25 protein-coding genes and 1 pseudogene are annotated in these 24,109 nt (G+C 69.3%); 19 read left to right on the top strand and 7 right to left on the bottom strand.

Annotated features, from left to right (window positions below):
- The first annotated feature begins 99 nt into the window (after positions 1 to 99).
- The 6 genes from leuC (at position 100) to G510_RS0100935 (ending at position 6,419) form a co-directional block, all read left to right on the top strand.
- Complete coding sequence (leuC, locus tag G510_RS0100960) at positions 100 to 1,560, top strand: 3-isopropylmalate dehydratase large subunit (RefSeq protein ID WP_029152057.1); 1,461 nt, start codon at positions 100 to 102, stop codon at positions 1,558 to 1,560.
- 2 nt (positions 1,561 to 1,562) lie between these two features.
- Positions 1,563 to 2,159, top strand: coding sequence for a 3-isopropylmalate dehydratase small subunit (leuD, locus tag G510_RS0100955; RefSeq protein WP_029152056.1), 597 nt, complete (start codon positions 1,563 to 1,565; stop codon positions 2,157 to 2,159).
- A gap of 64 nt (positions 2,160 to 2,223) precedes the next feature.
- Complete coding sequence (gene murA / locus G510_RS0100950; protein ID WP_029152055.1) at positions 2,224 to 3,585, top strand: UDP-N-acetylglucosamine 1-carboxyvinyltransferase; 1,362 nt, start codon at positions 2,224 to 2,226, stop codon at positions 3,583 to 3,585.
- Positions 3,585 to 4,325: a lysophospholipid acyltransferase family protein gene (locus G510_RS0100945; protein WP_036321418.1), complete on the top strand. Its 741-nt coding sequence runs from the start codon at positions 3,585 to 3,587 to the stop codon at positions 4,323 to 4,325. Before murA ends, G510_RS0100945 begins: the two co-directional genes overlap by 1 nt.
- Positions 4,322 to 5,428: an NAD(P)H-dependent glycerol-3-phosphate dehydrogenase gene (locus G510_RS0100940; protein ID WP_029152053.1), complete on the top strand. Its 1,107-nt coding sequence runs from the start codon at positions 4,322 to 4,324 to the stop codon at positions 5,426 to 5,428. The genes G510_RS0100945 and G510_RS0100940 overlap by 4 nt, the downstream gene beginning before the upstream one ends.
- Positions 5,334 to 6,419 (top strand): D-alanine--D-alanine ligase family protein, encoded by a 1,086-nt coding sequence (locus G510_RS0100935; RefSeq protein WP_029152052.1) that lies wholly within the window; start codon positions 5,334 to 5,336, stop codon positions 6,417 to 6,419. The genes G510_RS0100940 and G510_RS0100935 overlap by 95 nt, the downstream gene beginning before the upstream one ends.
- On the opposite strand, the gene G510_RS14890 is transcribed toward G510_RS0100935, so the two are convergent.
- Positions 6,416 to 6,904 (bottom strand): DUF3515 family protein, encoded by a 489-nt coding sequence (locus G510_RS14890; RefSeq protein ID WP_036321413.1) that lies wholly within the window; start codon positions 6,902 to 6,904, stop codon positions 6,416 to 6,418. The genes G510_RS0100935 and G510_RS14890 overlap by 4 nt on opposite strands.
- 47 nt (positions 6,905 to 6,951) lie before the next feature.
- Here G510_RS14890 and thiL point away from each other — a divergent pair, with 47 nt between their 5' ends.
- The 11 genes and pseudogenes from thiL to G510_RS18970 form a co-directional block, all read left to right on the top strand.
- Positions 6,952 to 7,935 (top strand): thiamine-phosphate kinase, encoded by a 984-nt coding sequence (thiL, locus tag G510_RS0100925; protein ID WP_029152051.1) that lies wholly within the window; start codon positions 6,952 to 6,954, stop codon positions 7,933 to 7,935.
- Entirely contained in the window at positions 7,932 to 8,492 is a 561-nt protein-coding gene (gene rsmD, locus G510_RS0100920; protein ID WP_029152050.1) for a 16S rRNA (guanine(966)-N(2))-methyltransferase RsmD, read from the top strand. Before thiL ends, rsmD begins: the two co-directional genes overlap by 4 nt.
- Before the next feature lie 33 nt (positions 8,493 to 8,525).
- A complete protein-coding gene (locus G510_RS0100915) occupies positions 8,526 to 10,700 on the top strand; it encodes an ATP-dependent DNA helicase RecG (protein WP_029152049.1) in 2,175 nt (724 codons plus the stop codon).
- A 35-nt stretch (positions 10,701 to 10,735) separates the two neighbouring features.
- Entirely contained in the window at positions 10,736 to 11,236 is a 501-nt protein-coding gene (coaD, locus tag G510_RS0100910; protein WP_029152048.1) for a pantetheine-phosphate adenylyltransferase, read from the top strand.
- Between the two features lie 91 nt (positions 11,237 to 11,327).
- The gene (locus G510_RS0100905) at positions 11,328 to 11,816 is read left to right on the top strand and encodes a YceD family protein (RefSeq protein ID WP_051216187.1); all 489 of its coding nucleotides are present in this window, start codon (positions 11,328 to 11,330) and stop codon (positions 11,814 to 11,816) included.
- Positions 11,817 to 11,818: 2 nt separating this feature from the next.
- Complete coding sequence (gene rpmF / locus G510_RS0100900) at positions 11,819 to 12,028, top strand: 50S ribosomal protein L32 (RefSeq protein WP_029152046.1); 210 nt, start codon at positions 11,819 to 11,821, stop codon at positions 12,026 to 12,028.
- An 8-nt stretch (positions 12,029 to 12,036) separates the two neighbouring features.
- Positions 12,037 to 12,729, top strand: a complete 693-nt coding sequence (gene rnc / locus G510_RS0100895) for a ribonuclease III (protein WP_029152045.1) — start codon at positions 12,037 to 12,039, stop codon at positions 12,727 to 12,729.
- A complete protein-coding gene (gene mutM / locus G510_RS0100890; protein ID WP_029152044.1) occupies positions 12,722 to 13,615 on the top strand; it encodes a bifunctional DNA-formamidopyrimidine glycosylase/DNA-(apurinic or apyrimidinic site) lyase in 894 nt (297 codons plus the stop codon). The genes rnc and mutM overlap by 8 nt, the downstream gene beginning before the upstream one ends.
- Before the next feature lie 33 nt (positions 13,616 to 13,648).
- A complete protein-coding gene (locus G510_RS0100885) occupies positions 13,649 to 14,044 on the top strand; it encodes a DUF1801 domain-containing protein (RefSeq protein ID WP_084644131.1) in 396 nt (131 codons plus the stop codon).
- Entirely contained in the window at positions 14,041 to 14,562 is a 522-nt protein-coding gene (locus tag G510_RS0100880) for a hypothetical protein (RefSeq protein WP_029152042.1), read from the top strand. The genes G510_RS0100885 and G510_RS0100880 overlap by 4 nt, the downstream gene beginning before the upstream one ends.
- 42 nt (positions 14,563 to 14,604) lie before the next feature.
- A pseudogene (locus tag G510_RS18970) lies at positions 14,605 to 14,739 on the top strand (GyrI-like domain-containing protein); the annotation flags it as partial.
- Between the two features lie 6 nt (positions 14,740 to 14,745).
- Here G510_RS18970 and G510_RS0100870 read toward each other — a convergent pair.
- From G510_RS0100870 to G510_RS0100855, 4 genes are read right to left on the bottom strand one after another with little or no spacing between them, the layout of a single operon-like run.
- The gene (locus G510_RS0100870) at positions 14,746 to 15,045 is read right to left on the bottom strand and encodes a transcriptional regulator (RefSeq protein ID WP_029152041.1); all 300 of its coding nucleotides are present in this window, start codon (positions 15,043 to 15,045) and stop codon (positions 14,746 to 14,748) included.
- Positions 15,042 to 15,494: a hypothetical protein gene (locus G510_RS17355; RefSeq protein WP_157560370.1), complete on the bottom strand. Its 453-nt coding sequence runs from the start codon at positions 15,492 to 15,494 to the stop codon at positions 15,042 to 15,044. Before G510_RS17355 ends, G510_RS0100870 begins: the two co-directional genes overlap by 4 nt.
- Positions 15,495 to 15,525: 31 nt before the next feature.
- The gene (gene cofD / locus G510_RS0100860; RefSeq protein ID WP_029152039.1) at positions 15,526 to 16,491 is read right to left on the bottom strand and encodes a 2-phospho-L-lactate transferase; all 966 of its coding nucleotides are present in this window, start codon (positions 16,489 to 16,491) and stop codon (positions 15,526 to 15,528) included.
- A 30-nt stretch (positions 16,492 to 16,521) separates the two neighbouring features.
- Positions 16,522 to 17,574: an FAD-dependent oxidoreductase gene (locus G510_RS0100855; protein ID WP_029152038.1), complete on the bottom strand. Its 1,053-nt coding sequence runs from the start codon at positions 17,572 to 17,574 to the stop codon at positions 16,522 to 16,524.
- Positions 17,575 to 17,654: 80 nt separating this feature from the next.
- Between G510_RS0100855 and G510_RS0100850 the strand changes: the two genes are divergently transcribed.
- The gene (locus tag G510_RS0100850) at positions 17,655 to 18,836 is read left to right on the top strand and encodes a trans-sulfuration enzyme family protein (RefSeq protein ID WP_029152037.1); all 1,182 of its coding nucleotides are present in this window, start codon (positions 17,655 to 17,657) and stop codon (positions 18,834 to 18,836) included.
- On the opposite strand, the gene G510_RS14885 is transcribed toward G510_RS0100850, so the two are convergent.
- A complete protein-coding gene (locus G510_RS14885) occupies positions 18,826 to 19,917 on the bottom strand; it encodes a GNAT family N-acetyltransferase (RefSeq protein WP_051216107.1) in 1,092 nt (363 codons plus the stop codon). The two genes, G510_RS0100850 and G510_RS14885, sit on opposite strands and share 11 nt — an antisense overlap.
- Before the next feature lie 17 nt (positions 19,918 to 19,934).
- Positions 19,935 to 20,189, bottom strand: coding sequence for a hypothetical protein (locus G510_RS0100840; RefSeq protein ID WP_029152036.1), 255 nt, complete (start codon positions 20,187 to 20,189; stop codon positions 19,935 to 19,937).
- 426 nt (positions 20,190 to 20,615) lie between these two features.
- On the opposite strand from G510_RS0100840, the gene smc reads away from it, so the two are divergent.
- Complete coding sequence (smc, locus tag G510_RS0100830) at positions 20,616 to 24,104, top strand: chromosome segregation protein SMC (RefSeq protein ID WP_029152035.1); 3,489 nt, start codon at positions 20,616 to 20,618, stop codon at positions 24,102 to 24,104.
- The last annotated feature ends 5 nt before the right edge of the window (positions 24,105 to 24,109 follow it).

The following is a 24,109-nucleotide window of genomic DNA, read 5'->3' as shown; positions in this document are numbered from 1 at the left end:
CTCCTTCTTAGCTGCCGCGACGGGATCCGTTTCTAGGCCTTCCCCGTCGCGGAGTCTGTCGACGGCCGACACCGCTTCGTCTAGGAGTAAGAAACACGCATGAGCGCTGACATCCACATCACTGATCACCCGCGCACGCTGGCCGAGAAGCTGTGGGACGACCACGTCGTCGTTCCCGGTTCGGGCCAGGAACCCGATCTGATCTACATCGACCTCCACCTGATCCACGAGGTGACGAGCCCGCAGGCGTTCGACGGCCTCCGCACCGAAGGTCGTCCGCTTCGACGCGTCGACCTGACGATCGGCACGGAGGATCACAACACTCCGACGCTGGCGATCGACAAGCCGATCGTCGACCTCACGAGCCGCACACAGGTCGACACGCTGCGGAAGAACGCCGCGGAGTACGGCGTGCGCCTGCATTCGCTGGGCGACGCCGAACAGGGCATCGTGCACGTCATGGGCCCGCAGCTCGGGCTCACGATGCCGGGCATGACGGTCGTCTGCGGCGACAGCCACACCTCGACCCACGGCGCGTTCGGTTCGCTGGCGTTCGGCATCGGCACCAGCGAGGTCGAGCACGTCATGGCCACGCAGACCCTGCCGCTGAAGCCGTTCAAGACGATGGCGATCAACGTCGAGGGCGAGCTGAAGACCGGCGTGACGGCGAAGGACATCATCCTCGCGGTCATCGCGAAGATCGGCACCGGCGGCGGCCAGGGCTACGTGCTCGAGTACCGCGGCAGCGCGATCCGCGCCCTGTCGATGGAAGGTCGCATGACGATCTGCAACATGTCGATCGAGGCAGGCGCCCGGGCCGGCATGGTCGCGCCCGACGAGACGACGTTCGAGTACGTGAAGGGCCGCGACCACGCGCCGAAGGGCCAGGACTGGGACGACGCGGTCGCGTATTGGACGACGCTGCCGACCGACGAGGGTGCAACGTTCGACGCCGAGGTGTTCATCGACGCGAACGAGCTCGAGCCCTTCGTCACGTGGGGCACGAACCCCGGCCAGGGTGTGTCGCTGAACGACGCAGTCCCGACGCTCGACAGCTTCGCCGACGACGAGGCGCGCCAGAGCGCCGAGCGCGCATTCGAGTACATGGATATCGCGCCCGGCACCCCGATGAAGGACATCGCGGTCGACGCCGTGTTCATGGGCTCGTGCACGAACAGTCGCATCGAGGATCTGCGCGCGTTCGCGTCGGTCATCCAGGGCCGCACGAAGGCCGAGGGCGTCCGGGTCATGGTCGTTCCCGGCTCGGCCCGCGTTCGGCTGGAAGCCGAGGCGGAGGGGATCGACAAGATCGTCACCGACTTCGGCGCGGAATGGCGCTTCGCCGGCTGCTCGATGTGCCTCGGCATGAACCCGGATCAGTTGGCGCCGGGGGAGCGGTGCGCCTCGACGAGCAACCGCAACTTCGAGGGCCGCCAGGGCAAGGGCGGGCGCACGCACCTGGTTTCTCCGCTGGTGGCGGCGGCGACGGCGGTGCGCGGCACCCTGTCGAGCCCGAGCGACCTCGACAATGCCGACGACCGCGAGCTGGTGGGAGCCTGATCATGGAGAAGTTCACGACGCACACGGGTGTGGCCGCGCCGCTGAAGCGGTCGAACGTCGACACCGACCAGGTGATCCCGGCGGTCTTCCTCAAGCGGGTCACGAAGACCGGCTTCGACGACGCGCTGTTCTACAACTGGCGCCAGCAGGATGATTTCGTGCTGAACCAGGATGCCTTCCGGAACGCGACGGTTCTCGTGGCGGGGCCCGATTTCGGCACCGGTTCGAGCCGCGAGCACGCCGTCTGGGCGCTGCGCGACTACGGCTTCCAGGTCGTGCTGTCGCCGCGGTTCGCCGACATCTTCCGCGGCAACGCCGGGAAGCAGGGGCTGATCGCCGGCGTCATCACCGAGGAGGTCCTCGAGAATCTCTGGGCCGCGATCGGCGCGAACCCGGGCGTCGAGATCACGGTCGATCTCGTGGCGTGCACCGTGACTCTTGGCGACTATACGGCTCCGTTCGAGATCGACGATTACACTAGGTGGCGGCTCCTCGAAGGCCTCGACGATATCGGGCTCACGCTCCGGCATCAGGACGAGATCACGAAGTTCGAGGCCCGCCGAGAGGCGTGGCGGCCGCGGACCCTTCCGGTTCCGTGAGCTGAGAGGCCGACCCGAGACCCGGGCGCGGCTGGTCGCGGTATCGAAGTGAGGATCCACTGGAATGACGCTCGTAGCAGGAACTGACGCGCAGAAGACACCCGCCAAGGGCGACGTTCTGGAGATCCGGGGCGGCCAGCCGCTGCGCGGGCAGGTCGACGTGAAGGGCGCGAAGAACCTCGCGACGAAAGCGATGGTGGCCTCGCTCCTGGGTGAGACGCCGTCGACGCTCCGCGATGTCCCGGAGATCCGCGACGTCGAGGTCGTCCGGTCGCTCCTCGAGGTGCACGGCGTCAGCGTGACTGAGGGTGACGAGCCGGGCTCGCTCGTGCTCGACCCGACGCGCGCGAAGTCCGCAGGGTTCGAGGAGATCGACGCGCACGCCGGGTCGAGCCGGATTCCGATCCTGTTCTGCGGCCCGCTGCTGCACGTGCTCGGACAGGCGTTCATCCCCGACCTCGGTGGATGCCGTATCGGCGATCGCCCGATCGACTTCCACCTCGAGGCGCTCCGCAACTTCGGCGCCATCGTCGACAAGCAGCCGAACGGCATCCGCCTGTCGGCGCCCGACGGCCTGCACGGCGCGAACATCGAGCTGCCGTACCCGAGCGTCGGCGCGACGGAGCAGGTGCTCCTGACAGCCGTGCGCGCGAAGGGCGTCACCGAGCTGCGCAACGCGGCGATCGAGCCCGAGATCATGGACCTCATCGGCGTGCTGCAGAAGATGGGCGCCATCATCTCGTACGAGCCGAACCGCGTCATCTTCATCGAGGGCGTCTCCGAGCTCAAGGGCTACGACCACCGCAGCCTGTTCGACCGCAACGAAGCCGCCAGCTGGGCCTGCGCCGCGCTCGCGACCGACGGCGAGATCTTCGTCAAGGGCGCGCGCCAGTACGAGATGCTCACGTTCCTCAACGTCTTCCGCAAGACCGGCGGATCCTTCGATATCACCGACGACGGCATCACGTTCCGCCGCTCGAAGACCCCGCTGACGCCCGTCATGGTCGAGACCGACGTGCACCCCGGCTTCATGACCGACTGGCAGCAGCCGCTCATCGTCGCGCTCACCCAGGCGGAGGGCGTATCGATCGTGCACGAGACCGTCTACGAGAACCGGCTGGGCTTCACCTCGGCGCTGAACCAGATGGGGTCCGACATCGTCGTGCACCACGACGGGCTCAAGGGCGCGTACCGCCGCGTTCCGGAGCGCGAGCTGGAGCAGGCCGCCGTCATCACCGGCCCGACTCCGCTCAAGGGCGCTGACATCGTCGTTCCCGACCTCCGCGGCGGGTTCGCGTACGTGATCGCGGCGCTCGCTGCCGAAGGCACGTCCGTGGTCTCGAACGTCGGCATCATCCGCCGCGGGTACGAGAAGTTCTTCGACAAGCTCATCGCGCTCGGCGCTGATTTCGACGTCGTAGGCTGATGGCGCGGGCCTCGCAGGAGAAGTCGCGACCGAGTCTGTTCTGGCTGCTCGCCGCGATCGTGATCCCCGTCATGGGGTGGTTCGCGAAGATTGAGGTGCGTGGCGCGGAGAACCTTCCGAGCGACGGCGCCTACGTGCTCACTCCCAATCACCACAGCGAAATCGATCCGCTGACGGTCGCAATCGCCACGTGGCGCATCGGGCGCGCTCCGCGATTCATGGCGAAGGAGAGCCTCTTCAAGGTTCCCGTGCTTGGCTGGGCCATGCGCTCGACCGGAATGGTGCCGGTCACCCGCGGCAAGTCCGGGGCAGCGCAGTCGATCGCCCAGGCGACCGAAATCGTCGAGAATTCGCGCGGCGTCATCGTCTACCCCGAGGGCACGCTGACGCGCGACCCCGACCTGTGGCCGATGCGCGGCAAGTCGGGCGCCGTGCGGCTCGCGCTGGCCGGCGACATCCCCCTCATCCCGGTCGCCCACTGGGGCGAGCAGCAGTTCATGCCGCGGTACGGCAAGCTCAAGCCGTTCCCGCCGCGCCGCCAGGTGACGGTCGTCATCGGCGAGCGGGTCGATGTCAGCGACCTCGCGGGCCGCGAGCACGCGCAGGGCACGTTCACCGAGGCGACAGATCGCGTGATGGCGGCGATCACGCGACTGCTCGAGCAGCTTCGCGGCGAGACCGCTCCGCTCGAGCGGTGGGATCCGATGAAGAACGGTCAGAACGAGACGGGGCGCATGTGAGCGCCCGGATCACGGTTCTCGGCGCCGGAAGCTGGGGAACGACGTTCGGCAAGATCCTCGCCGACGGCGGATCCCGCGTGACGATGTGGGCGAGGCGGCCCGAGCTCGCGCGCGAGATCGACGAGGCCAAGCGCAACTCGCGCTACCTGTCGGGCATCAACCTGCCCCGTTCGATGCACGCCACGCACGACATCGCGCGCGCCCTCGAGGGCGCCGACGAGGTCTACATCGCGGTTCCGAGCAAATCGGCGCGCGAGACGCTCAAGCAGGTGCGCCCCATCCTCGCCAAGAGCGATGCGCCGGTCGTGAGCTTGATGAAGGGCGTCGAACAGCGCTCCGGGCGCCGGATGAGCGAGATCATCGAGGAGGTCCTCGGCTGCGACCGATCGCGCGTCGCGGTCGTCGGGGGCCCGAACCTCGCCCGCGAGGTCGCGCAGGAGCAGCCGACCGCGGCGGTGGCCTCGTCGCACAGCGCGGACACGGCCGCGCAGGTCGCGCGCACCTGCTCGAACAGCTACTTCCGCACGTTCGTCAACACCGATGTCGCCGGAACCGAGTTCGGCGGCGTGCTGAAGAACCTCATCGCCGTGGCGACCGGCATCGTCGACGGCGTCGGCTACGGCGAGAACACCAAGGCATCGATCATCACCCGCGGGCTCGTCGAGATGACCGACTTCGCCGTCGCCTACGGTGCGCAGCACGAGACGATGCAGGGCCTGGCGGGGCTCGGCGACCTGATCGCCACGTGCCAGTCGCCGCTGAGCCGCAACAACACCGCTGGTCGTCTGCTCGGTCAGGGCTACACGCTCAACGACGTCGTCGCGCACATGGAACAGACGGCGGAGGGGCTCAGCTCGGTCGCCCCGATCCTGCAGCTCGCGCAGGCCAAGGGCGTCGACATGCCGATCGTGCAGCAGGTGAAGATGGTGCTCGATGGCACGATGGTGCCGCGAGACATCGCACCGCACCTGACGACAGACGACGACACTCCCCAGGAGGAGATTCAGCATGCAGCAGGCGACCGTGGCGGTGCTCTTCGGCGGACGCTCGAGCGAGCACGAGATCTCTTCGGCGACGGCGGGGGGAGTTCTCGGCGCAATTGACCGAGAGCGGTACAACGTGATTCCGATCGGCATCACGCGCGACGGCGTCTTCGTCCTCGAGAAGGACGATCCCGCGCGGTTCCGTCTCGATGCCGACAAGCTGCCGCAGGTCGTCGACAACGGATCGCGGATCATCTGGCCGATGCCGGGCGGCCCCCGCGAGCTGCGCGTGGAGCGCGAGAACGGATCCGTCGAGTCGCTCGGCGAGGTCGACGTCGTGCTGCCGATCCTGCATGGCCTGCACGGCGAGGACGGCACGGTGCAGGGCTTCCTCGACATCCTCGAGATTCCTTACGCCGGCGGCGGCGTGCTCGATTCGGCCATCTGCATGGACAAGCACTTCATGAAGATCGCTCTCGAGGCCGACGGCATTCCCACGGCTCCGGGCATCACGGTGCGCCGAGGCCGCTGGAACGCCGAACCCGGTGTCGTGCGCGGCGAGGTCGCCGAGCTGTCGTACCCGGTGTTCGTGAAGCCCGCGCGCGCGGGCTCGAGCGTCGGCGTGTCCAAGGCCCACGACGAGTCCGAGCTGGCCGAGGCCATGGCCGTGGCGTACGCCGAGGACGACAAGGTGCTGATCGAGCGCGGCATCGTCGGGCGCGAGATCGAGGTCGCCGTGCTCGAGGGGCGCGGATCCGAGCCCACCCGCGCGTCGCTGCCGGGCGAGATCGTGCTGACCACGCGCGAGTTCTACGACTTCGAGGGCAAGTACCTCGGCGGCGACGGCGCCGATGTCGTGTGCCCGGCCGACCTCACCGACGAACAGACGGTGCGGATCCGCGAGATCGGCGCTCGCGCGTTCGACGCGGTCGACGGCCGCGGGCTCGCGCGCGTCGACGTGTTCCTCACGGACGACGGCGAGGTCATCGTCAACGAGCTGAACACGATGCCCGGCTTCACGCCGATCTCGATGTACCCGAAGTGCTGGGTGGCGACCGGTCTCAGCTACGCCGACCTGATCTCCGAGCTGATCGAGCTCGCCAGGGCTTAGCCCGTCTGCGGGGCGTTCTGGTCGGGGTCCGATTCCTCGACCGAGGTGCACTCGGAATCCTGCGGCAGTGCGGCGACCTGCAGGGAGATGGCATCGAGCGCCGCGTCTCCCGAGATCTCCTCGGTGTTCACATACACCTGCGCGGCCGGCGTGCGGCCGTACGTCGTCAGCCGCAGGTAGGGCCGTTCGGCGTCGTCGACGAGCCAGTCGACGCCGCCGAACGAGACGCACTGCAGCGTCGAGGGGGCGGGCGGTTCGAGTCCGCAGGTGAACAGCACCACGCTCGGATCCCCCCAGGCGGCCGTCGACTGCGCGTCCGTCCACACGCGGTCGTTGTCGCCGATCGTCTGCGGCAGGCGCACGCTGACGTCCGCGCACAGCGGATCGTTCGCGTTCGGCGCGGTCTCGAGGTGCACCGTCGGGGTGCATCCCGCGGCAACGGCGATGAGCGCGAGCGCTCCGAGTGCGGACAGACGACGAATCACCCTCTCAGCCTATTCGTGCGCGCCTGTGTGCTCCTTAGGGTTGAAGGGTGAGCACACCCCAGGTCGTCGGCGACCTCTCCGAGCGCGAGATCTTGTCGCGGATCGCCGCGCGCACGGGCACGGCGCGCGCGACCATGATCGGTGTCGGCGATGATGCGGCGGTGCTCGCCGTCAGCGGAGCGGTCGTCGCGACGACCGACACTCTCATCGAGGGGCCCGACTTCCGACGCGAGTGGTCCGACGGGTACTCGCTCGGCTGGAAGGCCGCCGCCGTCAACCTCGCCGACATCGCGGCGATGGGCGCGCGTCCCACGGCGCTGCTGGTGGCGCTGGCGCTGCCGAACGACACTCCGATCGCTTACGTCGAGCGCATCACCGATGGTCTGCGCGAGGCCTGCGAACAGCTCGCTCCAGGATGCGCGGTCGTCGGCGGAGACCTCACGCAGTCGCCCGTGCTGACGGTGGCCGTGACCGCGCTTGGCGACACCGAGGGCAGCGACGCGGTCCTGCGCTCCGGCGCGCGGCCCGGCGACACGGTCGCGATCGCCGGCGATATGGGCGTCGCCGCGCGGGGCCTCGACGTGCTCTTCGCGCGCTTCGACGGATGCGCGCCGCGGCTCGACGAGCTCGACGCCGCCGACCGCCGGGCCGTCGAGCAGCAGCTGCGCCCGACGCCGCCGCTCGCGCTCGGCGTCCGGGCGGCCCGGGCGGGGGCAACGGCGATGATGGATGTCTCGGACGGGCTCGTGCTCGACGCGACGCGCATGGCCACCGCGTCCGGTGTCGCGATCGATCTGGTGCGCGCATCACTCGGCGATGACCCCGAACGCGCTCTTCGCGGAGGCGAGGATCACGCGCTGCTCGCGACGTTCCCGGGCGAGGTCGCAGACGGGTTCCGCGCCATCGGGCGCGTGCGCGAGGCTGGCGATGCGCCGCTGCTCGTGGGCGGCGCCGCGTACGCCGGCCCGGCGGGGTGGGATCCGTACCGCGACTGGCGGGCATCAGGCCCGGCCGTAGGCTGGACGGCGTGACGCGCATCATCTCGGGAACCGCTGGCGGGACCCGCCTCACTGTCCCCACGTCGGGAACGCGGCCGACGAGCGACCGCGTCCGCGAGGCCCTGTTCTCGGCGCTCGAATCGACCGGAATGCTCGAGGACACGGCCGTCGTCGACCTGTACGCCGGATCCGGCGCGCTCGGGCTCGAGGCGATCAGCCGCGGAGCCGCGGTGTGCGACCTCGTGGAGAAGTCGCAGAAGGCCGCGCAGGTCGCACGCCGCAATGCCGAGGCCGTTGCGCGCGCGACGGGCGTTCGCGCGGCGGTCCACGCCGCGGCCGTGCAGACGTTTCTGCGGTCCGCGGCGCGCACGTACGACGTGGCGTTCGTGGATCCGCCGTACGATCTCGCGGATGACACGCTCACGGCGGATCTCGCCCTGCTCGGACCTCGTCTCGCGGCGGACGCGCTGGTCATCGTCGAGCGCGCGACACGATCCGGGGCGCCGCAGTGGGAGGCGGCCGGCATGCGACCGGTCCGCGATCGCACGTTCGGTGACACGGCCCTCTGGTGGGGCGAACCCGCCGTCTGAAACTCTGTCGGTGGTCTAGGTGAGGATCGAAGCATGACGTTGGCACTGGACGCCCCGCTCGCCGAGGCGGTGGGGGAGAAGCTCGCGAAGTCGCTCGCTCGCGCGTTCCAGATGGAGTCCGTGGGCGACCTCGTGTCCCACTACCCGCGGCGCTATGCCAAGCGCGGTCACCTCACGCCGATCAACGAGCTTCCGGTGGGCCAGCCCGCGACGATCATCGCCAAAGTGGTGCGCTCGCAGTCGCGCCCCATGCAGAACAGGCGCGGCACGATCCTCGAGGTCGTGATCGGCGACGACGACGGCGAGATGTCGCTGACGTTCTTCGGCCAGGCGTGGCGCGAGCGCGAGCTGGTGCCGGGCGCGCGCGGCATCTTCTCCGGCAAGGTCGGCGAGTACCGCGAGCAGCTGCAGTTCTCCCACCCCGACTACAAGCTGTTCGAAGACGAACTCGAGGCGCAGTTCGATGCTGAGGAGTTCGCGGAGCGGCCCGTGCCGTTCTATCCGGCGACCTCGACGCTGCCGACGTGGAAGATCCAGCACCTGATCGAGACGGTCCTCGCTCAGCTCGGCGACATCACCGAGCCGTTCGATGCCGATACGCGGGCCGAGCAGAAGATGCTGACGGCCCGCGACGCGCTCGAGAAGATCCACCGCCCGCGCACCGACATCGACGTGCACCAGGCGCGCCACACGCTGCGCATGCACGAGGCCGTCGTGATGCAGACGGCGCTGCTGCAGCAGCGGTGGTTCGTCCGCGCCATGTCGACCACGCCGCGGCGCGCGCAGCCGGGCGGCCTCCTGGAACGCTTCGACCGCGCGCTGACGTTCGAGCTGACGCCGGATCAGCAGACGGTCGGTGCGCGGGTGGCCGACGAGCTCGGCGACGCGGCCCCGATGAATCGGCTCGTCCAGGGCGAGGTCGGGTCCGGAAAGACGCTCGTCGCGCTCCGCGCGATGCTGCAGGTGGCCGAATCGGGCGGACAGTGCGCGCTCATCGCGCCGACCGAGGTGCTCGCGGGCCAGCATCTCCGCTCGATCACGAAGATGCTCGGACCGGAGACCTCCGCCGAGGTGATGCCGACGCTGCTCACCGGGCAGATGACGGCGCCGGAACGCCGCCGCGCGTCGCTGCGGGTCGCGTCCGGGCAATCGAGGATCGTCGTCGGCACGCACGCGCTGCTGAGCGACAAGACGATCTTCGCCGACCTCGCGTTCGTCGTCGTCGACGAGCAGCACCGGTTCGGCGTCGAGCAGCGCGAGACGCTGCGCGCGAAGGGCAATAACCCGCACGTGCTGGTGCTCACGGCGACGCCGATTCCGCGCACCGTGGCGATGACGGTGTTCGGCGATCTCGACGTGTCGACCATCCGCACGATGCCCGCGGGCCGCGCGGGGATCCAGACGTTCGTCGCACCGATCGCCGAGAAGCCGGCGTGGTTCTCGCGCGTCTGGCAGCGGGCGGCTGAAGAGGTCGATAAGGGACACCAGGTCTTCGTCGTGTGTCCCGCGATCGACGCGCAGGATGCGGCCGAGCCCGTCATCGAGGATGACGGCGAACCGGGGCCCGACGGCGAGGACACCGCGCGCAAGGGGCCGCGCTTCGGCGTCGAACAGGTGGCGGCGCGCCTCGCCCGCGAACCGGTGACGGCGAAGCTGCGCATGCAGACGCTGCACGGACGGATGACCGGTGAGGAGAAGGACGGCATCATGCGCGCCTTCGCGCGCGGCGAGATCGACCTGCTCATCGCGACGACCGTGATCGAGGTCGGCGTCGACGTGCCGAACGCCTCGACGATGATCATTCTCGAGGCCGACCGGTTCGGCGTCTCGCAGCTGCACCAGCTGCGCGGACGCGTGGGGCGCAGCGGCGTTCCGGGCCTGTGCCTGCTCGTCACCGACGCGATGCCGGGAACTCCTGCGCGCGAGCGCGTCGAGGCGGTGGCTGCGACGCTTGACGGGTTCGAGCTCGCCGAGGTCGACCTCGAGCTGCGCGGTGAGGGCGATGTGCTCGGCGGGGCGCAGTCCGGGGCGCGTTCGTCGCTGAAGCTGCTGCGTGTGATCAAGGATGCCGCGCTGATCGCACGCGCACGGGACATCGCCGACGATGCTCTCGCGGGCGATCCGGCACTCGAGCGCCACCCCGGTCTCGCGGCGGCGCTTCAGGATCGGCTCGGCATGGAAGAACGCGCCGCACTGCGCAAGAACTGACCCGCGTCAGTGAGCGGGCCTCTAAAGTGGTTGCCATGAGCAATCGGATCGCCGTGGTGCCCGGATCGTTCGATCCGCCCACCCTCGGGCACCTCGACATCATCCGCCGCGCGGCAGGGCTCTACGACGAGCTGCACGTGCTCGTCGTGCACAACCCCGACAAAGAGGGCATGCTGCCGAGCGCGCTGCGCCTGCGCCTCTTGGAGCAGTCGATCGAAGAGGCCGGCATCAAGGGCAAGGTCATCGTCGGCGTCTGGACGGTCGGTCTGCTCGTCGATTACGCACAGCAGGTCGGCGCGGGCGTACTGATCAAGGGCATCCGCTCTCAGCTCGACGTCAGCTACGAAACCCCGATGGCGGTCGTGAACAACCACCTCACCGGGGTCGAGACGGTCTTTCTGCTCGCCAACCCCGCGAACTCGGTCGTGTCGAGCTCGCTCGTGCGCCAGGTCGCGGGCCTCGGCGGCGACGTCTCGCCCTACGTGCCGCCGGCCGTCGTGCGGTATCTCGAACAGTCGACGCCCAGCGACTTCTGAGTCCCACAGGCCGTACGCTGGAGGGGTGAAGAAGAACCTCTCCGGACCTTTCGTCCTGCGGGCGCGCGACATCGTGCGTCGCCCGGGCGAGATGCGCGAACACCAGCTGACTGTTCCCGTGCCCGAAGCCTGGGGCGAGGGGATCGTGCGGATCGAGAAGGACCGACCGGTCGAGCTCGACGTGCGGCTCGAATCCGTGCACGAGGGAATCCTCCTGAGCGGAACGGCCGAGACCGAGTACGAGGGGGAATGCAGCCGGTGCTTGCGCGAGATCTCTCAGGGCGTCGAAGTCGAGTTCCAAGAACTTTTCGCGTATCCTGGTGACGAAACTTCTGATTTCGAGCTTCAAGACGACCACGTGGATCTTGAAACTCTGGTCAGAGATGCGATTGTACTGTCGCTTCCGTTTCAGCCGGTCTGCCAGCCGGACTGCCCCGGTCTTGATCCCACCACGGGCGTGAGGCTGGCCGAATCTTCCGGCGAGGTGCAGGACCCCATCGATCCTCGGTGGGCCGCGCTCCAGAAACTTACCGAAACCGCACCGGCGTCTGACGCCGGTCTGAGCAGAGAAGAGAACTAGCCATGGCTGGTAACCCCCCGAAGCGGAAGATGTCCCGCTCGAACACGCGCTCGCGTCGTGCGCAGTGGAAGGCCTCGGTCCCGGCACTCGTCAAGACTGTCGAGAACGGCAAGGTCGTCTACAGCCGCCCGCACCAGGCGAAGGTCGTCACCGACTCGCAGGGCACCGAGCTGTTCCTCGAGTACAAGGGCCGCAAGGTCGCTGACGCCTGAATCGCGTCATGACTCAGCGCACTGAACGAAGCGCGCGCGAGTCGCTCACCGAGAAGCTCGGCGTCGAGATCGACGCCGAGCTTCTCGCATTAGCGCTCACGCACCGCTCATACGCGTACGAGAACGGCGGGCTGCCGCACAACGAGCGTCTCGAGTTCCTCGGCGATTCGGTGCTCGGCCTCGCCGTTACGGCCGAGCTGTACACGCGGTTCCCTGACGCTCCCGAGGGCGACCTCGCGAAGCGTCGCGCCGCCGTCGTCTCGACCGTCGCGCTTGCCGATGTCGCGCGCGGGATCGGGCTCGGCGCGCACCTCAAGCTGGGGCGCGGCGAGGAGCAGACCGGTGGGCGCAAGAAAGACTCGATCCTCGCCGATGCGACCGAGGCCGTCTTCGGCGCCGCCTTCCTCTCGCTCGGTCGGGTCGCCGCCGAAGCGCTCGTGCTGCGGCTGATCACCCCCCTGATCGAGGATCCGGCGCGCTACGGCGCGGCCGTGGATCCGAAGACCAGCGTGCAGGAGCTGGCGTCACGTCTCGGCGTGGACCCTCCGTCGTACGCCATCACGAGCACGGGCCCCGATCATGATCGACGGTTCACGGCGATCGTGACCGTCGGCGACCGCTCTGCGACGGGCACCGGCACGAGCAAGAAGCAGGCCGAGATGGCCGCCGCGCTCACGCTGTGGCGCGACGCCCATGCCTGAGCTGCCCGAGGTCGAAGTCGTCCGTTCGGGCCTCGCCCCGGCCGTGACGGGCGCGCGCGTCCTCGGCATCGAGGTGTTCGACGAGCGCGCCCTGACGCGGCACGCGGGCGGCGGGGCTGATTTCGAGCGCCGGCTCACCGGCCGGTCGGTGCGCGCAGCCGTGCGCCGCGGCAAGTTCCTGTGGCTGCCGCTTGAGCGATCCGACGAGGCGATCATCGCGCACCTCGGCATGAGCGGACAGCTGCTGCTGCGCGAGCCGGGCGCTCCGGCCGAGCGGCACGAGCGGATCCGCCTTTCGATCGAACACGCGGATCACGGCGAGCTCGCGGTCGTCTTCGCCGACCAGCGCACGTTCGGATCGTTGGCGGTCGACGCGCTCGTTCCCACGCCGGACGGTGCGGCCGGCGGCTACGGGGATCCGCTGCCGCTCGTCGCCTCGCAGGCGGCGCACATTGCGAGGGATCCGCTCGACCCCGCGTTCCGCGACGATCTCTTCCGCGCGGCGCTCGCCCGTCGCAGCTCGGCGATCAAGCGGGCCATGCTCGATCAGAACCTGGTGAGCGGGATCGGCAACATCTACGCCGACGAGGCGCTGTGGGCGGCGCGGATCCATCCCGAGACGCGCGCCGCAGACATGTCGACGCGCGCGGTGAACCACCTGCTCGTCGAGGTGCGCCACGTGCTCGACAAGGCCCTCATCGAGGGCGGCACGAGCTTCGACGCACAGTACGTGAACGTCAACGGGGAAGCGGGGTACTTCGCGCACTCCCTCAACGCATACGGCCGCGGCGGGAAGCCGTGCTCCCGCTGCGGGGATCCGATCGCGCGGGTATCGTTCATGAACCGCTCGAGCCACTTCTGCCCGAGGTGTCAGCGCAAGCGGTGACAGGTCGCTGCCGCCCACGCTAGCCTGAGCCTCATGGCGAAGACGCACCCGCATATCGAAACGCCCACCGCCGACGACCTTATGCGCGTGATCGGCGACCGTCCGCTGACAGACGTCTATCTCGCGCTGCATGCGCTCGTGATCGCGACCCTTCCCACGATCCGACACTCCGTTGACGAGGTCGACGCCGTGATCGGGTACGGCGCGCACGAGTACGGATACGGCGGGTGGGGAATGGCCGCCGTATCGCCGTTCACGAAGTGGGTGTCGCTGACGCTCATGAAGGGGGCCGAGCTGACTGATCCGGATGGGCTCCTGACCGGCACGGCATCGATGCGGCACGTCAAGTTATCCTCCGTCGATGAGCTCGCAGACAAGCGAGACGGCATCGCGGCTCTGCTGCTCTCCGCGACGCGGGTGCAGGCGTGACGCTCTCGCGCGCGGTGGTCTCGCGCATCACGCAGCTCGGCGGATCCGGCGCCGAGTTCGACGGCGTGTCGTTCGCTGGTCCGCTCATCTTCGCTGACTGGGCCGACTACGCGGACGAGGACGTTTATGCGGGCCTCGCGGCGGATCCCTCGCGCGCGCGGGAACTCGTCCGGTACCCGGCGCTGGACTGGGACGTTGTCCGATTCACGCCGTTCGCCCCGCGAACACCGGATCACGATGAATGGGGCGAGACGATCGACGACACTGCCGTCGCGGCAGCCAGCGGCATCTCCGCACCCACGGTCGTCCTCTTCGGCTACTCGGACGGCTGGCCGAATCACTTCTTCGTTCTCGCGGAAGATCCGAACCCGGCGGATCCCGCGGTGTACACGACCGATCACGAGGTGTACTTCCGCGTGGTCGAGCATCGCGGCACACTGCGCGACCTGCTGAACGAGGTGCTCACGCCCGATGAGTTCGACGAATCGGTGCGTGCGGCGCTCCGCACCGTCGACTGAGGCAGAACGCTCGATGTGACCGGGACAAACCATGACGTGCGGATGCATGACGAGTTCATCCCCGGAGCGGGCCTTCGGATGACCGGCCGTCATCACGAGATCTACCTCGGCGATCCGCGCCGCGTTGCGCCGGAGCGGATGCGCACGATCCTGCGGCAGCCCGTGCTCGCGCGCTGAGCCTCGCTAGAACGAGCCTTCCGCGATCTGCGCCAGAGCCGCGAGGTGACCGTCGACGACGGTCGTGCCCTCTGTCGTCAGGGCGGCCCAGGTGCGCATTCGGGTGTTCGACGTGCGCGGATCTTTGCGGAGCTGCACGATCCCCGCATCCGAGAGCAGCTTCAGGTTCTTCGAGAGGTGCGCGTCGGAGATTCGGAGCGTGTCGCGGATCGTCGCGAACTCGAGCTCGTTCGCCGGGCGCAGCAGCGCGCAGATGCGCAGGCGCACGGGGGAGTGCACCAGGTCGTTGAACTGCGGATCCGTCATCTCGCGACGATCTCGCGACGAAGCGCATCGTCATACCGAGGCCCGAGCACGAGCGCTGTCACGAACGCGATGGCCGCGGGCACGAGCACCCACCAGAGGCTCGCGCCGGTGGCCACGATGACCCTTGACGCGATCATTCCCGCCACGAGCACACCGATGACGCTGAACATCAGCGTGCGCGTGCGGCGCCCCGTCACCTTCGTGAACGAGATGCCGTAGCGCCGGTCATAGGCGATGCGCAGAGCGATCAGGCCGATGAGCCCCACGATCACGACGGTCAGACCGTAGAACGGCGGCAGCGCCTGCGACAGCACGAGCCCCGCGAGGATCGATGCATAAACGGGGTGGTACCAGCGCGGCGTGACGACCTTCGCGGCCAGGCGGGCGCGATCGGTGTCGAGTCCCGACAGGGCGCGGCGGGCATCTCGAGGATCCACGTTACTTGCCATGTCGTTAAGTCTAAGTGGACTTGCCAACGTGTCAAGTGAAGGAGGCGGCGAGTTCCAGCGCATCCCGCGCGACCTGCGCGGACGAGTCCGCGTCGCGCATCCAGAGCGGCACCGCGCGGGTGCGGATCCCCGCGTCCGCGAGCGGACCCACGGACTCGGCGTCGGTCTCGTCGACGAGCCAGCCGTCGAGGATCCCGCTCGCGCGGCGCGCGCCATAGTGCTGTGCGACAGCGCGCGCCGAGGTTTCGATGCCGACGGCAGCCAGGCACGCGTCCGCCATGCCGCGCACGACGGATCCGTCGATGATGCCGGAGACGCCGACGACCGGCGCGCGCGACGACAGCAGAAGATCGCGCATACCCGGAATCGCGAGCACCGGACCGATCGACACGATGGGGTTCGATGGAGCGAGGAGGATCACATCGGCGCGAGTGATGGCCTCGTGCGCGCCGCCGGATGGACGGGCCTGGTCGATGTTCTGCTGCTCGAAGCCGAGCGCGGGCACCTGGGCGCGGTGCCTCGCCCACCACTCCTGGAAGTGGATCTGCCCATCGCGCGTCACGACCTGCGTGTCGATCTCGGCGTCGGTCGCCGGATGCAGCGCGGCGCCGAGCGGCCAGCGCGCGCCGAGCCGTCGGTACACGTCGCTCACGCTCTCGCCGGCGCGCAGCCAGGCCGTGCGCGCGATGTGCGTGCCGAGATCCAGGTCGCCGAGGGTGAACCAGTCGGGCGCCGTGCCCCATGCGGCGAGCTCGGCGGACACGCGCTCGGTCTCGCCCGTGCGGCCCCACCCGCGGTCGGTGTCGTTCACTCCGGCGAGCGCGTAGAGCAGGCTGTCGTGATCGGGGGAGATCCGGAGGCCCGAGACCCACCAGTCGTCGGCGGTGTTGACGACGACGTCGATCGTGTCGTCGTTGCCGGTCCTCCGGACGTGCTCTCGAAGGCCGAGGACGAATCGGGCGCAGCCGACGCCCCCACCGATCACCGTGATGCGCATATCTCAACGGTATCGATCAGGCCGCCGTCGTCATGCATCGCGCAGATACCGCTTCAGCGCGCGCGCCGCGTCGCGACCGGCGCGGTTGGCGCCGACGGTCGACTGACTGGGGCCGAATCCGACGAGGTGCACCCTCGGCTCGCCGCGCACCTCGGTTCCGTGCATGGCGACGCCGCCGAGCTCATTGACGAGATAGAGCGGCTCGAGGTGGGCGATGTCGGCGCGGAACCCCGTGGCCCAGAGGATCACGTCGAGCGGGGTGAGAGATCCGTCCGGTTCGCGCACGCCGTCCGGCTCGATGCCGGTGAACATCGGGCGGCGCACCAGCACGCCGCGGTCTCGGGCGGCGCGGGTGTAGTCGGTCCAGCCGAGACCCGTGTAGCCCACGATGCTGCCGGACGGCTGGCCCGCCTCGACCGCCGCGGTGACCCTGGCGATCGTGTCGCGCCCTGTCGTCTCGGGCATGAAATCGCCCTCGATGAACACGGGTTCCCGCCTGGTGTACCAGTGCGTCTCGGCGACGCGCGAGATCTCCTCGAGCAGCTGCACCGCCGAAATGCCGCCGCCGACGATTCCCACGCGCTGCCCGCGGAAGTCCTCGAGTCGGGTGTAATCGCGGGTGTGCAGCTGGCGCCCTCGGAACGATTCGGCGCCGGGGTATGCGGGCAGCAGCGGATTCTGCCAGGTGCCCGTCGCGTTCACGATCGCGCGGGTGCGCCAGGATCCGGCGTCGGTTTCGACGATCAGGTCGCCGGTCTCGTCGTCGTCGGCGTACTCGACGGACCGCACGTGCACGGGCCGGCGCACGTGCAGGTCGTACCGCTCTTCAAAGTCGGCGAAGTACCGCGGCACGGCGTCGTGCGACGGCTCGTTCGGATCCATCGCGGGGGTCGGCATTCCCGGCAGGTCGAAGATGCCGTTCAGCTTCGCAACGGTCAGAGACTCCCACCGGTGCTGCCACGCGCCGCCCGGCTCGGAATTCGCATCGAAGATGACGAAATCGATGCCCCGGCGCTGCAGGTGATGGGCAGCCGAAAGCCCCGCCTGGCCGGCTCCGATGATGATGACGGTCGCAAACTCCACACCCACTGCCAACGCTTCCGTGCCTGTTCCATTCCCCTCGGCAGAATGGGCGGTGTGGCAATCGACGTTATTGTCGGAGCATGACGCAGAAGTGGGCCCCAGAAACCGTCGTCGTCGAATCCGCGCGTCCGCAGCGCGAGCGCGACGCTCCGCTGAACCCGGCCGTCGTGCTCTCTTCGACCTTCGTCGGCACGCACGATCTCGGCGCCGAGGGCGCGGAGGACGACGGGATTCAGTACGGACGGTTCGGAAACCCGACCTGGTCGCCATTCGAGAGTGCCCTCGCCGAGCTCGAACGAGCCGAACTGCCGGGACTCGTCTTCGCGTCCGGCCTCGCCGCCGTCTCGGCGGCTCTCGAGCTCGTCGCCCCGGGCGGCACCGTCGTGATGCCCCGGCACTGCTATCTCGGATCACTCAGCGCGGCGAGGGATTCCGCGGCCGTCGGGCGGTTCGACGTGGTCACCGTCGACATCGCCGATACCGACGCCGTCAACGACGCCGTTTCGGCCGCAGCCGAGCGCCATGCCGGAACGCCTCGGGCCGTGATGCTGTGGGTCGAGAGCCCCACGAATCCGATGCTCGAGGTCGCCGACCTGCCCGCTGTGATCGCGCACGCCAAGAGCGTCGACGCGCTCACGGTCGTCGACAACACGTTTGCGACGCCGCTCGGGCAGCAGCCGCTGACGGTCGGGGCCGACGTCGTCGTCCACTCGGTCACGAAGTACCTCGCGGGGCACTCGGACGTCGTGCTCGGGGCCGCGCTCACCTCGAACACGGACCTGCACGAGGCGCTGCACCACCATCGCTCGATCCGCGGCGCCGTCGCCGGCCCCTGGGAGGTGTGGCTCGCCCTGCGCGGCCTGCGCACCCTCGCCCTCCGCATCGAACGTTCGCAGCAGAACGCGCTCGAACTGGCGAAGCGCCTGTCCGACGTTCCGGGAATCGAGGTGCGGTTCCCGGGGCTGAAATCGGATCCGGGTCACGCCCGTGCGGCCGCCCAGCTGACGGGCTTCGGGTCGATCCTGTGCGTCGTGTTGCCGACCTCGGCCGCCGCGCTGGCGGTGACGGATTGCGTATCTCTGTGGACGCCGGCCACCTCCCTCGGCGGCGTCGAGAGCCTGATCGAGCGCCGTCGCCGGCACGTGCACGAGCCGCACACCGTGCCCGAGGGCCTGCTGCGTCTCAGCGTCGGCATCGAGCACGTCGACGACCTCTGGGCCGACCTCGAGCAGGCGCTGGCCTCGGCGCTGTCTACGCGCTGACCGCGGGGGCGAGCTGCTTGTTCCAGGCGCCCTCCCAGTGCATCGGAACGAACCCGGCCGCCTCGTTCACGTCGAGCATGTAGCGGTTGACCTCGGCGTTGAACGTGAACACGGCGGGGGAGTCGGGAGCGACCTCGCGCCACTTCAGCAGGCCGAGGCACTTCACGATCGTGCCGAGCCGGCGGCCGCGGTGCTCGGCGAGCACGAGGGTGCCGTAGTTCTCGGTCGTGTCCGTGCGGTCGGCGCCGAGGACCAGCTCGTTGAAGGCCACGATGCGGCCCGACGGGCGGTGCACGACGGCCGTGATGCCCCACAGCTGATCGATCGACGCGACCCGATCCTCGCGGGCACGGATGCGTGCCGCATCCCAGGTCTCTTCCTCGACGTCGATGTCGCCGTGCGGCGCGTCGGTCGACATCCGCGAGATCGCATAGGCATACGCGTCCACGTACTCATCGGGCGTGCGGCCGCACCACCAGACCGCCTCGTAATCGGATCCGGCGGTGCGCTCGGCAGCCTCGAGCATCGCGCGGATCGGCGACGGATCCGCGCGCAGGTCGTGCACGCTCGCCCGCTCGACGAGTCCGAGCGAGTAACCGCGCGCGAGCAGCAGCCGCACGCTGTCCGCTGCGCGCGGCAGGCCGCCGATCCCGGACGACGGCCGGATCACGTCGGCCTCGTCGAGCCCGCGAACGTCCGTCGCCGTCGAGGAGTACTCGATCGCGTTCGTGCGGCCGAGCGCTCGCGCCTCGTGCTCGAGGCGCTCGTAGAGCGCGTCGGCGAGCGCCGGGTCGCGGCGGGCCGGATCCACCGAGACCATGAGCTCGACATCGCGGCTCGTCGACCGCTCGAACTCGAGGGATCCGGCCCCGACGATCTCGTCGCCCGTCCGCGCCAGGAACACGCGCACGACGCGGTGCTCCTGGCGGCGCAGGCGGGACAGCTCGACATCGGGGCGCCACGTGAGCAGGCCGTTGCCCGCATCGTGCGCGTACGACGCGTTCATGATCTCGACGTACCGAACGAGATCGGGGTGAGACGCGTCGTGCGGCGCCGTGAGCGGCGTGATCGTGGTGCGCACGGGAGCGCCTTTCCTGGTCATCGGGCGAAGGGGGAGAACGGGTGCGAACGCTTCGAGAGCGTGCGGTCGATCTCGCGGCGCGGGTCGACGCGCTGGTGCACGCCGAAGCCCGACACGTCGGGCCCGATCTGTTTGACCGGGCGGGTGCCCCAGAGGAGGAGCGCCAGCCCGATCCGCATGGCGATGCGGTCGGCGAGCGCGGTGCGCGGCGTGCGCCCCGTCAGAACCTTTTCGGGTGTGCTCGGCGGATGGGTGGGAACAGTGATGTTCACGATGGGTGATCTCCGAAAGAATGAGAAAGAACGTGTGCCGATGGTCGGCGTCAGTGCAGCGCGCGCGAGATGCGCAGCGGGGTGCTCACAGATGAGCTCGGGGCGGCCGGAGAATGGCCGAGATCCCGTGGGCGGAGCGGAAGTGCGCTGTTATGCCTGGCCGAGAATGATTCGACGAGCGTTCGCATCTCGCAGAGCAGGGCCGGAAGCGCCGATGGTGTGGTTGATGAACATCATGGTCTTCCTCCTCTTCAGTCTCTGCGGGCGATCGCGCCCGGAATCGATCGTGCGAGATGTAACGCTACGCACGATGCCTGCCGGCGTCAAGGATTCTCTCAGATATCGGCGTGTCCCGCGTCGTTCCGCGGGAGTGAGAGGGGTGCGCCATAGGGTGATCTCGCACGTGATCGCACACGGAGGGACGGCATGCACCTCAAGAGCCTGACCCTCAAGGGCTTCAAATCCTTCGCGCAGCCGACGACGTTCTCGCTCGAGCCGGGCGTGACGGCGATCGTCGGGCCGAACGGATCCGGCAAGTCGAACGTCGTCGACGCGCTCGCGTGGGTCATGGGCGAGCAGGGCGCCAAGAGCCTCCGCGGCGGCAAAATGGAGGACGTCATCTTCGCGGGCACGTCGACACGGGGCCCTCTCGGGCGGGCCGAGGTGCAGCTCACGATCGATAACGCCGATGGCGCTCTGCCGATCGAATACAGCGAGGTCACGATCCGTCGCACGCTGTTCCGCAGCGGCCAGAGCGAATACGCGATCAACGGCGAGACATGTCGTCTGCTCGATGTGCAGGAGCTGCTGAGCGATTCCGGGCTCGGCCGCGAGATGCACGTCATCGTCGGGCAGGGCCGACTGGACACGGTGCTGCGCGCCACGCCGGAGGAGCGCCGAGGCTTCATCGAGGAGGCGGCGGGCATTCTGAAGCATCGCCGCCGCAAGGAGAAGACGGTCCGCAAGCTCGACGCCATGCAGCAGAACCTCGCGAGGCTGAGCGATCTCGCCGGCGAGATCCGGCGACAGCTCAAGCCCCTCGGGCGACAGGCCGAGATCGCGCGCCAGGCGCAGACGATCGCCGCGGTCGTGCGCGACGCGAAGGCGCGCCTGTATGCCGACGACGTCGTGACGCTGCGCACACAGCTCGCCGACCACGCGCGGGGCGAGCAGGAGCGCCACACCGAACGGGTGATGCTGGAGGAGGAGGCCTCGGGCGTGCGCCTGCGCATCTCGCAGCTCGAACGCGAACAGACCCCGCGCGCCGTCGACGACGCCCAGAAGACGCTGTTCGCGCTCGAGCAGGTCCAGGAGCGCATCCGCAGCCTCTTCACGCTCGCGAACCAGCGGCTGTCGCTGCTCGGGGTCGACGACGATTCCTCCGACCAGCACGTCACGGTCTCGCAACAGGCGATCGACGCCGCCCACGAGGAGGTCACCCGCCTGACCGACGGCATCGATGATGCGCAGGACCAGGTGCAACAGGCGTCCCGAGCGCTCCTGGTGGCGCGCGGCGAGCTCGACGGCGTCGACGCCGAGATCCAGGCGCAGAGCGCGCTGATCAGCGAGTACGACATGCGGGTGACGACCCTGCGCGGATCCGCGGAGGCGGCGGAGCAGACGCTCGACGCCGTGCGCGCGGGCGTCGTGCGCCAGCAGCAGGGCCTCGACGCGGCGCACGAGCGTCGGATCGAGGCGCAGGAGGCGTTCGACGCGCTCGAGACCGCGAAGGCCGGCGAGAACGAGTCGGCCGACCTGCAGGGCGCATACGAGCGGGCCCAGGAGGATGTGAGCGCCGCCGAGAAGGCACTCGACCGGGTGCGCGAATTGCATCGCGCGGCCGAGCGCGAGGCGGACGCGCTGGACGCAAAGGCCGCGGCCCTCAGCTCCGCGCTCGATGTGAAGAACGCCGCCAGCGAGATCATCGCCCGCGGCGGTGAGGGCGTCGGTGGCCTCGTCAGCGAGTCGATCGAGGTCGAGCGCGGATTCGAGCAGGCCATCGAAGCCGTGCTCGGCCCGCTCGCCGAGGGCGTGCTCGCGGACGATCGCGACGCGGCGTTCCGCATCGCCTCGGGGGCGGGCGACGACGGATCCGTTGACATCGTGATCGCGAACGCCGCGTCGGGAGATCTTCCGGACTCCCCTTCGGGATTGCGGCGCGCGTCGGACGTCGTCACGGCCCCCGCGGGAGTCATTGGCCTGCTCCGCGGCGTCTTCGTCGCGGACGACCTCGACCGGGCGCGGGTCGCGACCGGCGCAATCGAGTCGGAGCACACGATCGTCACGCGGTCGGGCGAGATCATCACCGCGCACACGGTCCGCGCCGGGTCGGGCGGCGGCGGATCCCGCCTGGCGCTGCAGGCCGAGCGTGATGCGGCGACCGAACAGCTCGCCGCCGTGCGCGACGACGTCGCTCGTCTCAGCGACGAGCGCGGCGCGCGCCAGGACGACGTCCAGACGACGCGCGCGGCGCAGAAGAAAGCGCTCGACGACCTGCGCGCGCACGATGCGCAGCTCGCGCAGCGGGCCGAGCACGTCAACCGGATCACGGTGCGCCACGAGGCCGCGATCGCCGAGTGCGATCGGCTGGCCGCCGATATCGAGAAGGCGCAGGCCTCGGTCGCCGACTCGGACAAGCGCGCCGGCGCCGCGCAGCGCGCGCTCGAGACCGCGATGCAGCAGCCCCGTCCGATCCTCGATGCGTCCTCGCGCGACCGCTTCGCCCAGGCCGTCGAGACGGCCCGCGAGGCAGAGATGGCCGCGCGGCTCGAGGTCGAGACCACCAAGGAGCGGGTCCGCGCGGCCGAGGCCCGCGCGACGGGGCTCGAGCGCCAGCGGGTGCGCGAGCAGGAGGCCGCGGAGCAGGCCGCACGCCGCGCCGTGCTGCGTCGCCGCCAGCGCGACATCGCACGCGGGGTCGCCGAGCGCGTGCCGGAGATTCTGGACTCGGCGGATCGATCCGTGTCGGAGGCGCGCGCGGCGCTCGGCGAGGCGCAGCGGGTGCGCAGCGCCGTGTCCGGCGAGCTGCGGCAGCTGCGCGAGCGCGACGCGTCGATCCGAGAGAAGCTCGCTCGCTTGACGGAGAGCGTGCACGGGATCGAGCTCCAGGCCCACGAGAAGAAGCTCCACCTCGCGAGTCTGACCGAGCGCGCGCAGTCGGAGCTCGGCATGGGCGAGGAGGTCCTCATCGCCGAGTACGGGCCGGATCAGCCGGTTCCCGCCGACGAGGACGACGTCGAGGCGATGCCGTTCGACCGCGCCGACCAGGAGAAGCGGCTGCGCGCTGCGGAGAAGCGCCTCGCTCAGCTCGGCCGCGTGAACCCGCTTGCCCTCGAGGAGTTCGAGGCGCTCGAGCAGCGGCATGGGTTCCTCGCCGAGCAGCTCGACGACCTCGTGAAGACCCGAAAGGATCTGCAGACGATCATCGGCGACCTCGACGAGCGCATGCAGCAGATCTTCGCCGACGCGTTCGAAGACACGAAGGTCGCGTTCGGCGAGATGTTCCCGATCCTGTTCCCCGGCGGGGAGGGATCGATCTCGTTGACGGACCCGCAGGACCTGCTCGCGACCGGCATCGAGGTCTCGGTGCGCCCCGCCGGCAAGAAGATCGAGCGGCTCTCGCTCCTCTCCGGAGGTGAGCGCTCTCTCGCCGCGGTCGCGCTGCTGACGGCGATCTTCAAGGCGCGCCCGAGCCCGTTCTACATCCTCGACGAGGTCGAGGCGGCCCTCGATGATGCGAACCTCGGCCGCCTGCTGGGCGTGTTCGAGAAGCTGCGCGAGAACAGCCAGCTGCTCGTGATCACCCACCAGAAGCGCACGATGGAGATCGCCGACGCTCTCTACGGCGTCTCGATGCGTCAGGACGGCGTATCTGCCGTCGTGGGCCAGCGGATCAGCGAGCGCGAGAGCGCCTAGGCGCC

Origin of the sequence: Microbacterium gubbeenense DSM 15944 (assembly GCF_000422745.1) — a bacterium.
In the GTDB taxonomy this organism is placed as follows: Bacteria; Actinomycetota; Actinomycetes; order Actinomycetales; family Microbacteriaceae; genus Microbacterium; species Microbacterium gubbeenense.
Note: the sequence above shows the minus strand (reverse complement) of the source record. Positions and strands in the feature narration are given on the sequence as shown.

What these genes read in the sequence shown, in the direction of transcription:
- leuC (WP_029152057.1), top strand. Translation starts at nt 100, where the DNA reads ATGAGCGCTGACATCCACATCACTGATCACCCGCGCACGCTGGCCGAG.
- leuD (WP_029152056.1), top strand. Translation starts at nt 1,563, where the DNA reads ATGGAGAAGTTCACGACGCACACGGGTGTGGCCGCGCCGCTGAAGCGG.
- murA (WP_029152055.1), top strand. Translation starts at nt 2,224, where the DNA reads ATGACGCTCGTAGCAGGAACTGACGCGCAGAAGACACCCGCCAAGGGC.
- G510_RS0100945 (WP_036321418.1), top strand. Translation starts at nt 3,585, where the DNA reads ATGGCGCGGGCCTCGCAGGAGAAGTCGCGACCGAGTCTGTTCTGGCTG.
- G510_RS0100935 (WP_029152052.1), top strand. Translation starts at nt 5,334, where the DNA reads ATGCAGCAGGCGACCGTGGCGGTGCTCTTCGGCGGACGCTCGAGCGAG.
- G510_RS0100915 (WP_029152049.1), top strand. Translation starts at nt 8,526, where the DNA reads ATGACGTTGGCACTGGACGCCCCGCTCGCCGAGGCGGTGGGGGAGAAG.
- coaD (WP_029152048.1), top strand. Translation starts at nt 10,736, where the DNA reads ATGAGCAATCGGATCGCCGTGGTGCCCGGATCGTTCGATCCGCCCACC.
- G510_RS0100905 (WP_051216187.1), top strand. Translation starts at nt 11,328, where the DNA reads ATGCGCGAACACCAGCTGACTGTTCCCGTGCCCGAAGCCTGGGGCGAG.
- rpmF (WP_029152046.1), top strand. Translation starts at nt 11,819, where the DNA reads ATGGCTGGTAACCCCCCGAAGCGGAAGATGTCCCGCTCGAACACGCGC.
- rnc (WP_029152045.1), top strand. Translation starts at nt 12,037, where the DNA reads ATGACTCAGCGCACTGAACGAAGCGCGCGCGAGTCGCTCACCGAGAAG.
- mutM (WP_029152044.1), top strand. Translation starts at nt 12,722, where the DNA reads ATGCCTGAGCTGCCCGAGGTCGAAGTCGTCCGTTCGGGCCTCGCCCCG.
- G510_RS0100885 (WP_084644131.1), top strand. Translation starts at nt 13,649, where the DNA reads ATGGCGAAGACGCACCCGCATATCGAAACGCCCACCGCCGACGACCTT.
- G510_RS0100870 (WP_029152041.1), bottom strand. Translation starts at nt 15,045, where the DNA reads ATGACGGATCCGCAGTTCAACGACCTGGTGCACTCCCCCGTGCGCCTG.
- G510_RS17355 (WP_157560370.1), bottom strand. Translation starts at nt 15,494, where the DNA reads ATGGCAAGTAACGTGGATCCTCGAGATGCCCGCCGCGCCCTGTCGGGA.
- cofD (WP_029152039.1), bottom strand. Translation starts at nt 16,491, where the DNA reads ATGCGCATCACGGTGATCGGTGGGGGCGTCGGCTGCGCCCGATTCGTC.
- G510_RS0100850 (WP_029152037.1), top strand. Translation starts at nt 17,655, where the DNA reads ATGACGCAGAAGTGGGCCCCAGAAACCGTCGTCGTCGAATCCGCGCGT.
- smc (WP_029152035.1), top strand. Translation starts at nt 20,616, where the DNA reads ATGCACCTCAAGAGCCTGACCCTCAAGGGCTTCAAATCCTTCGCGCAG.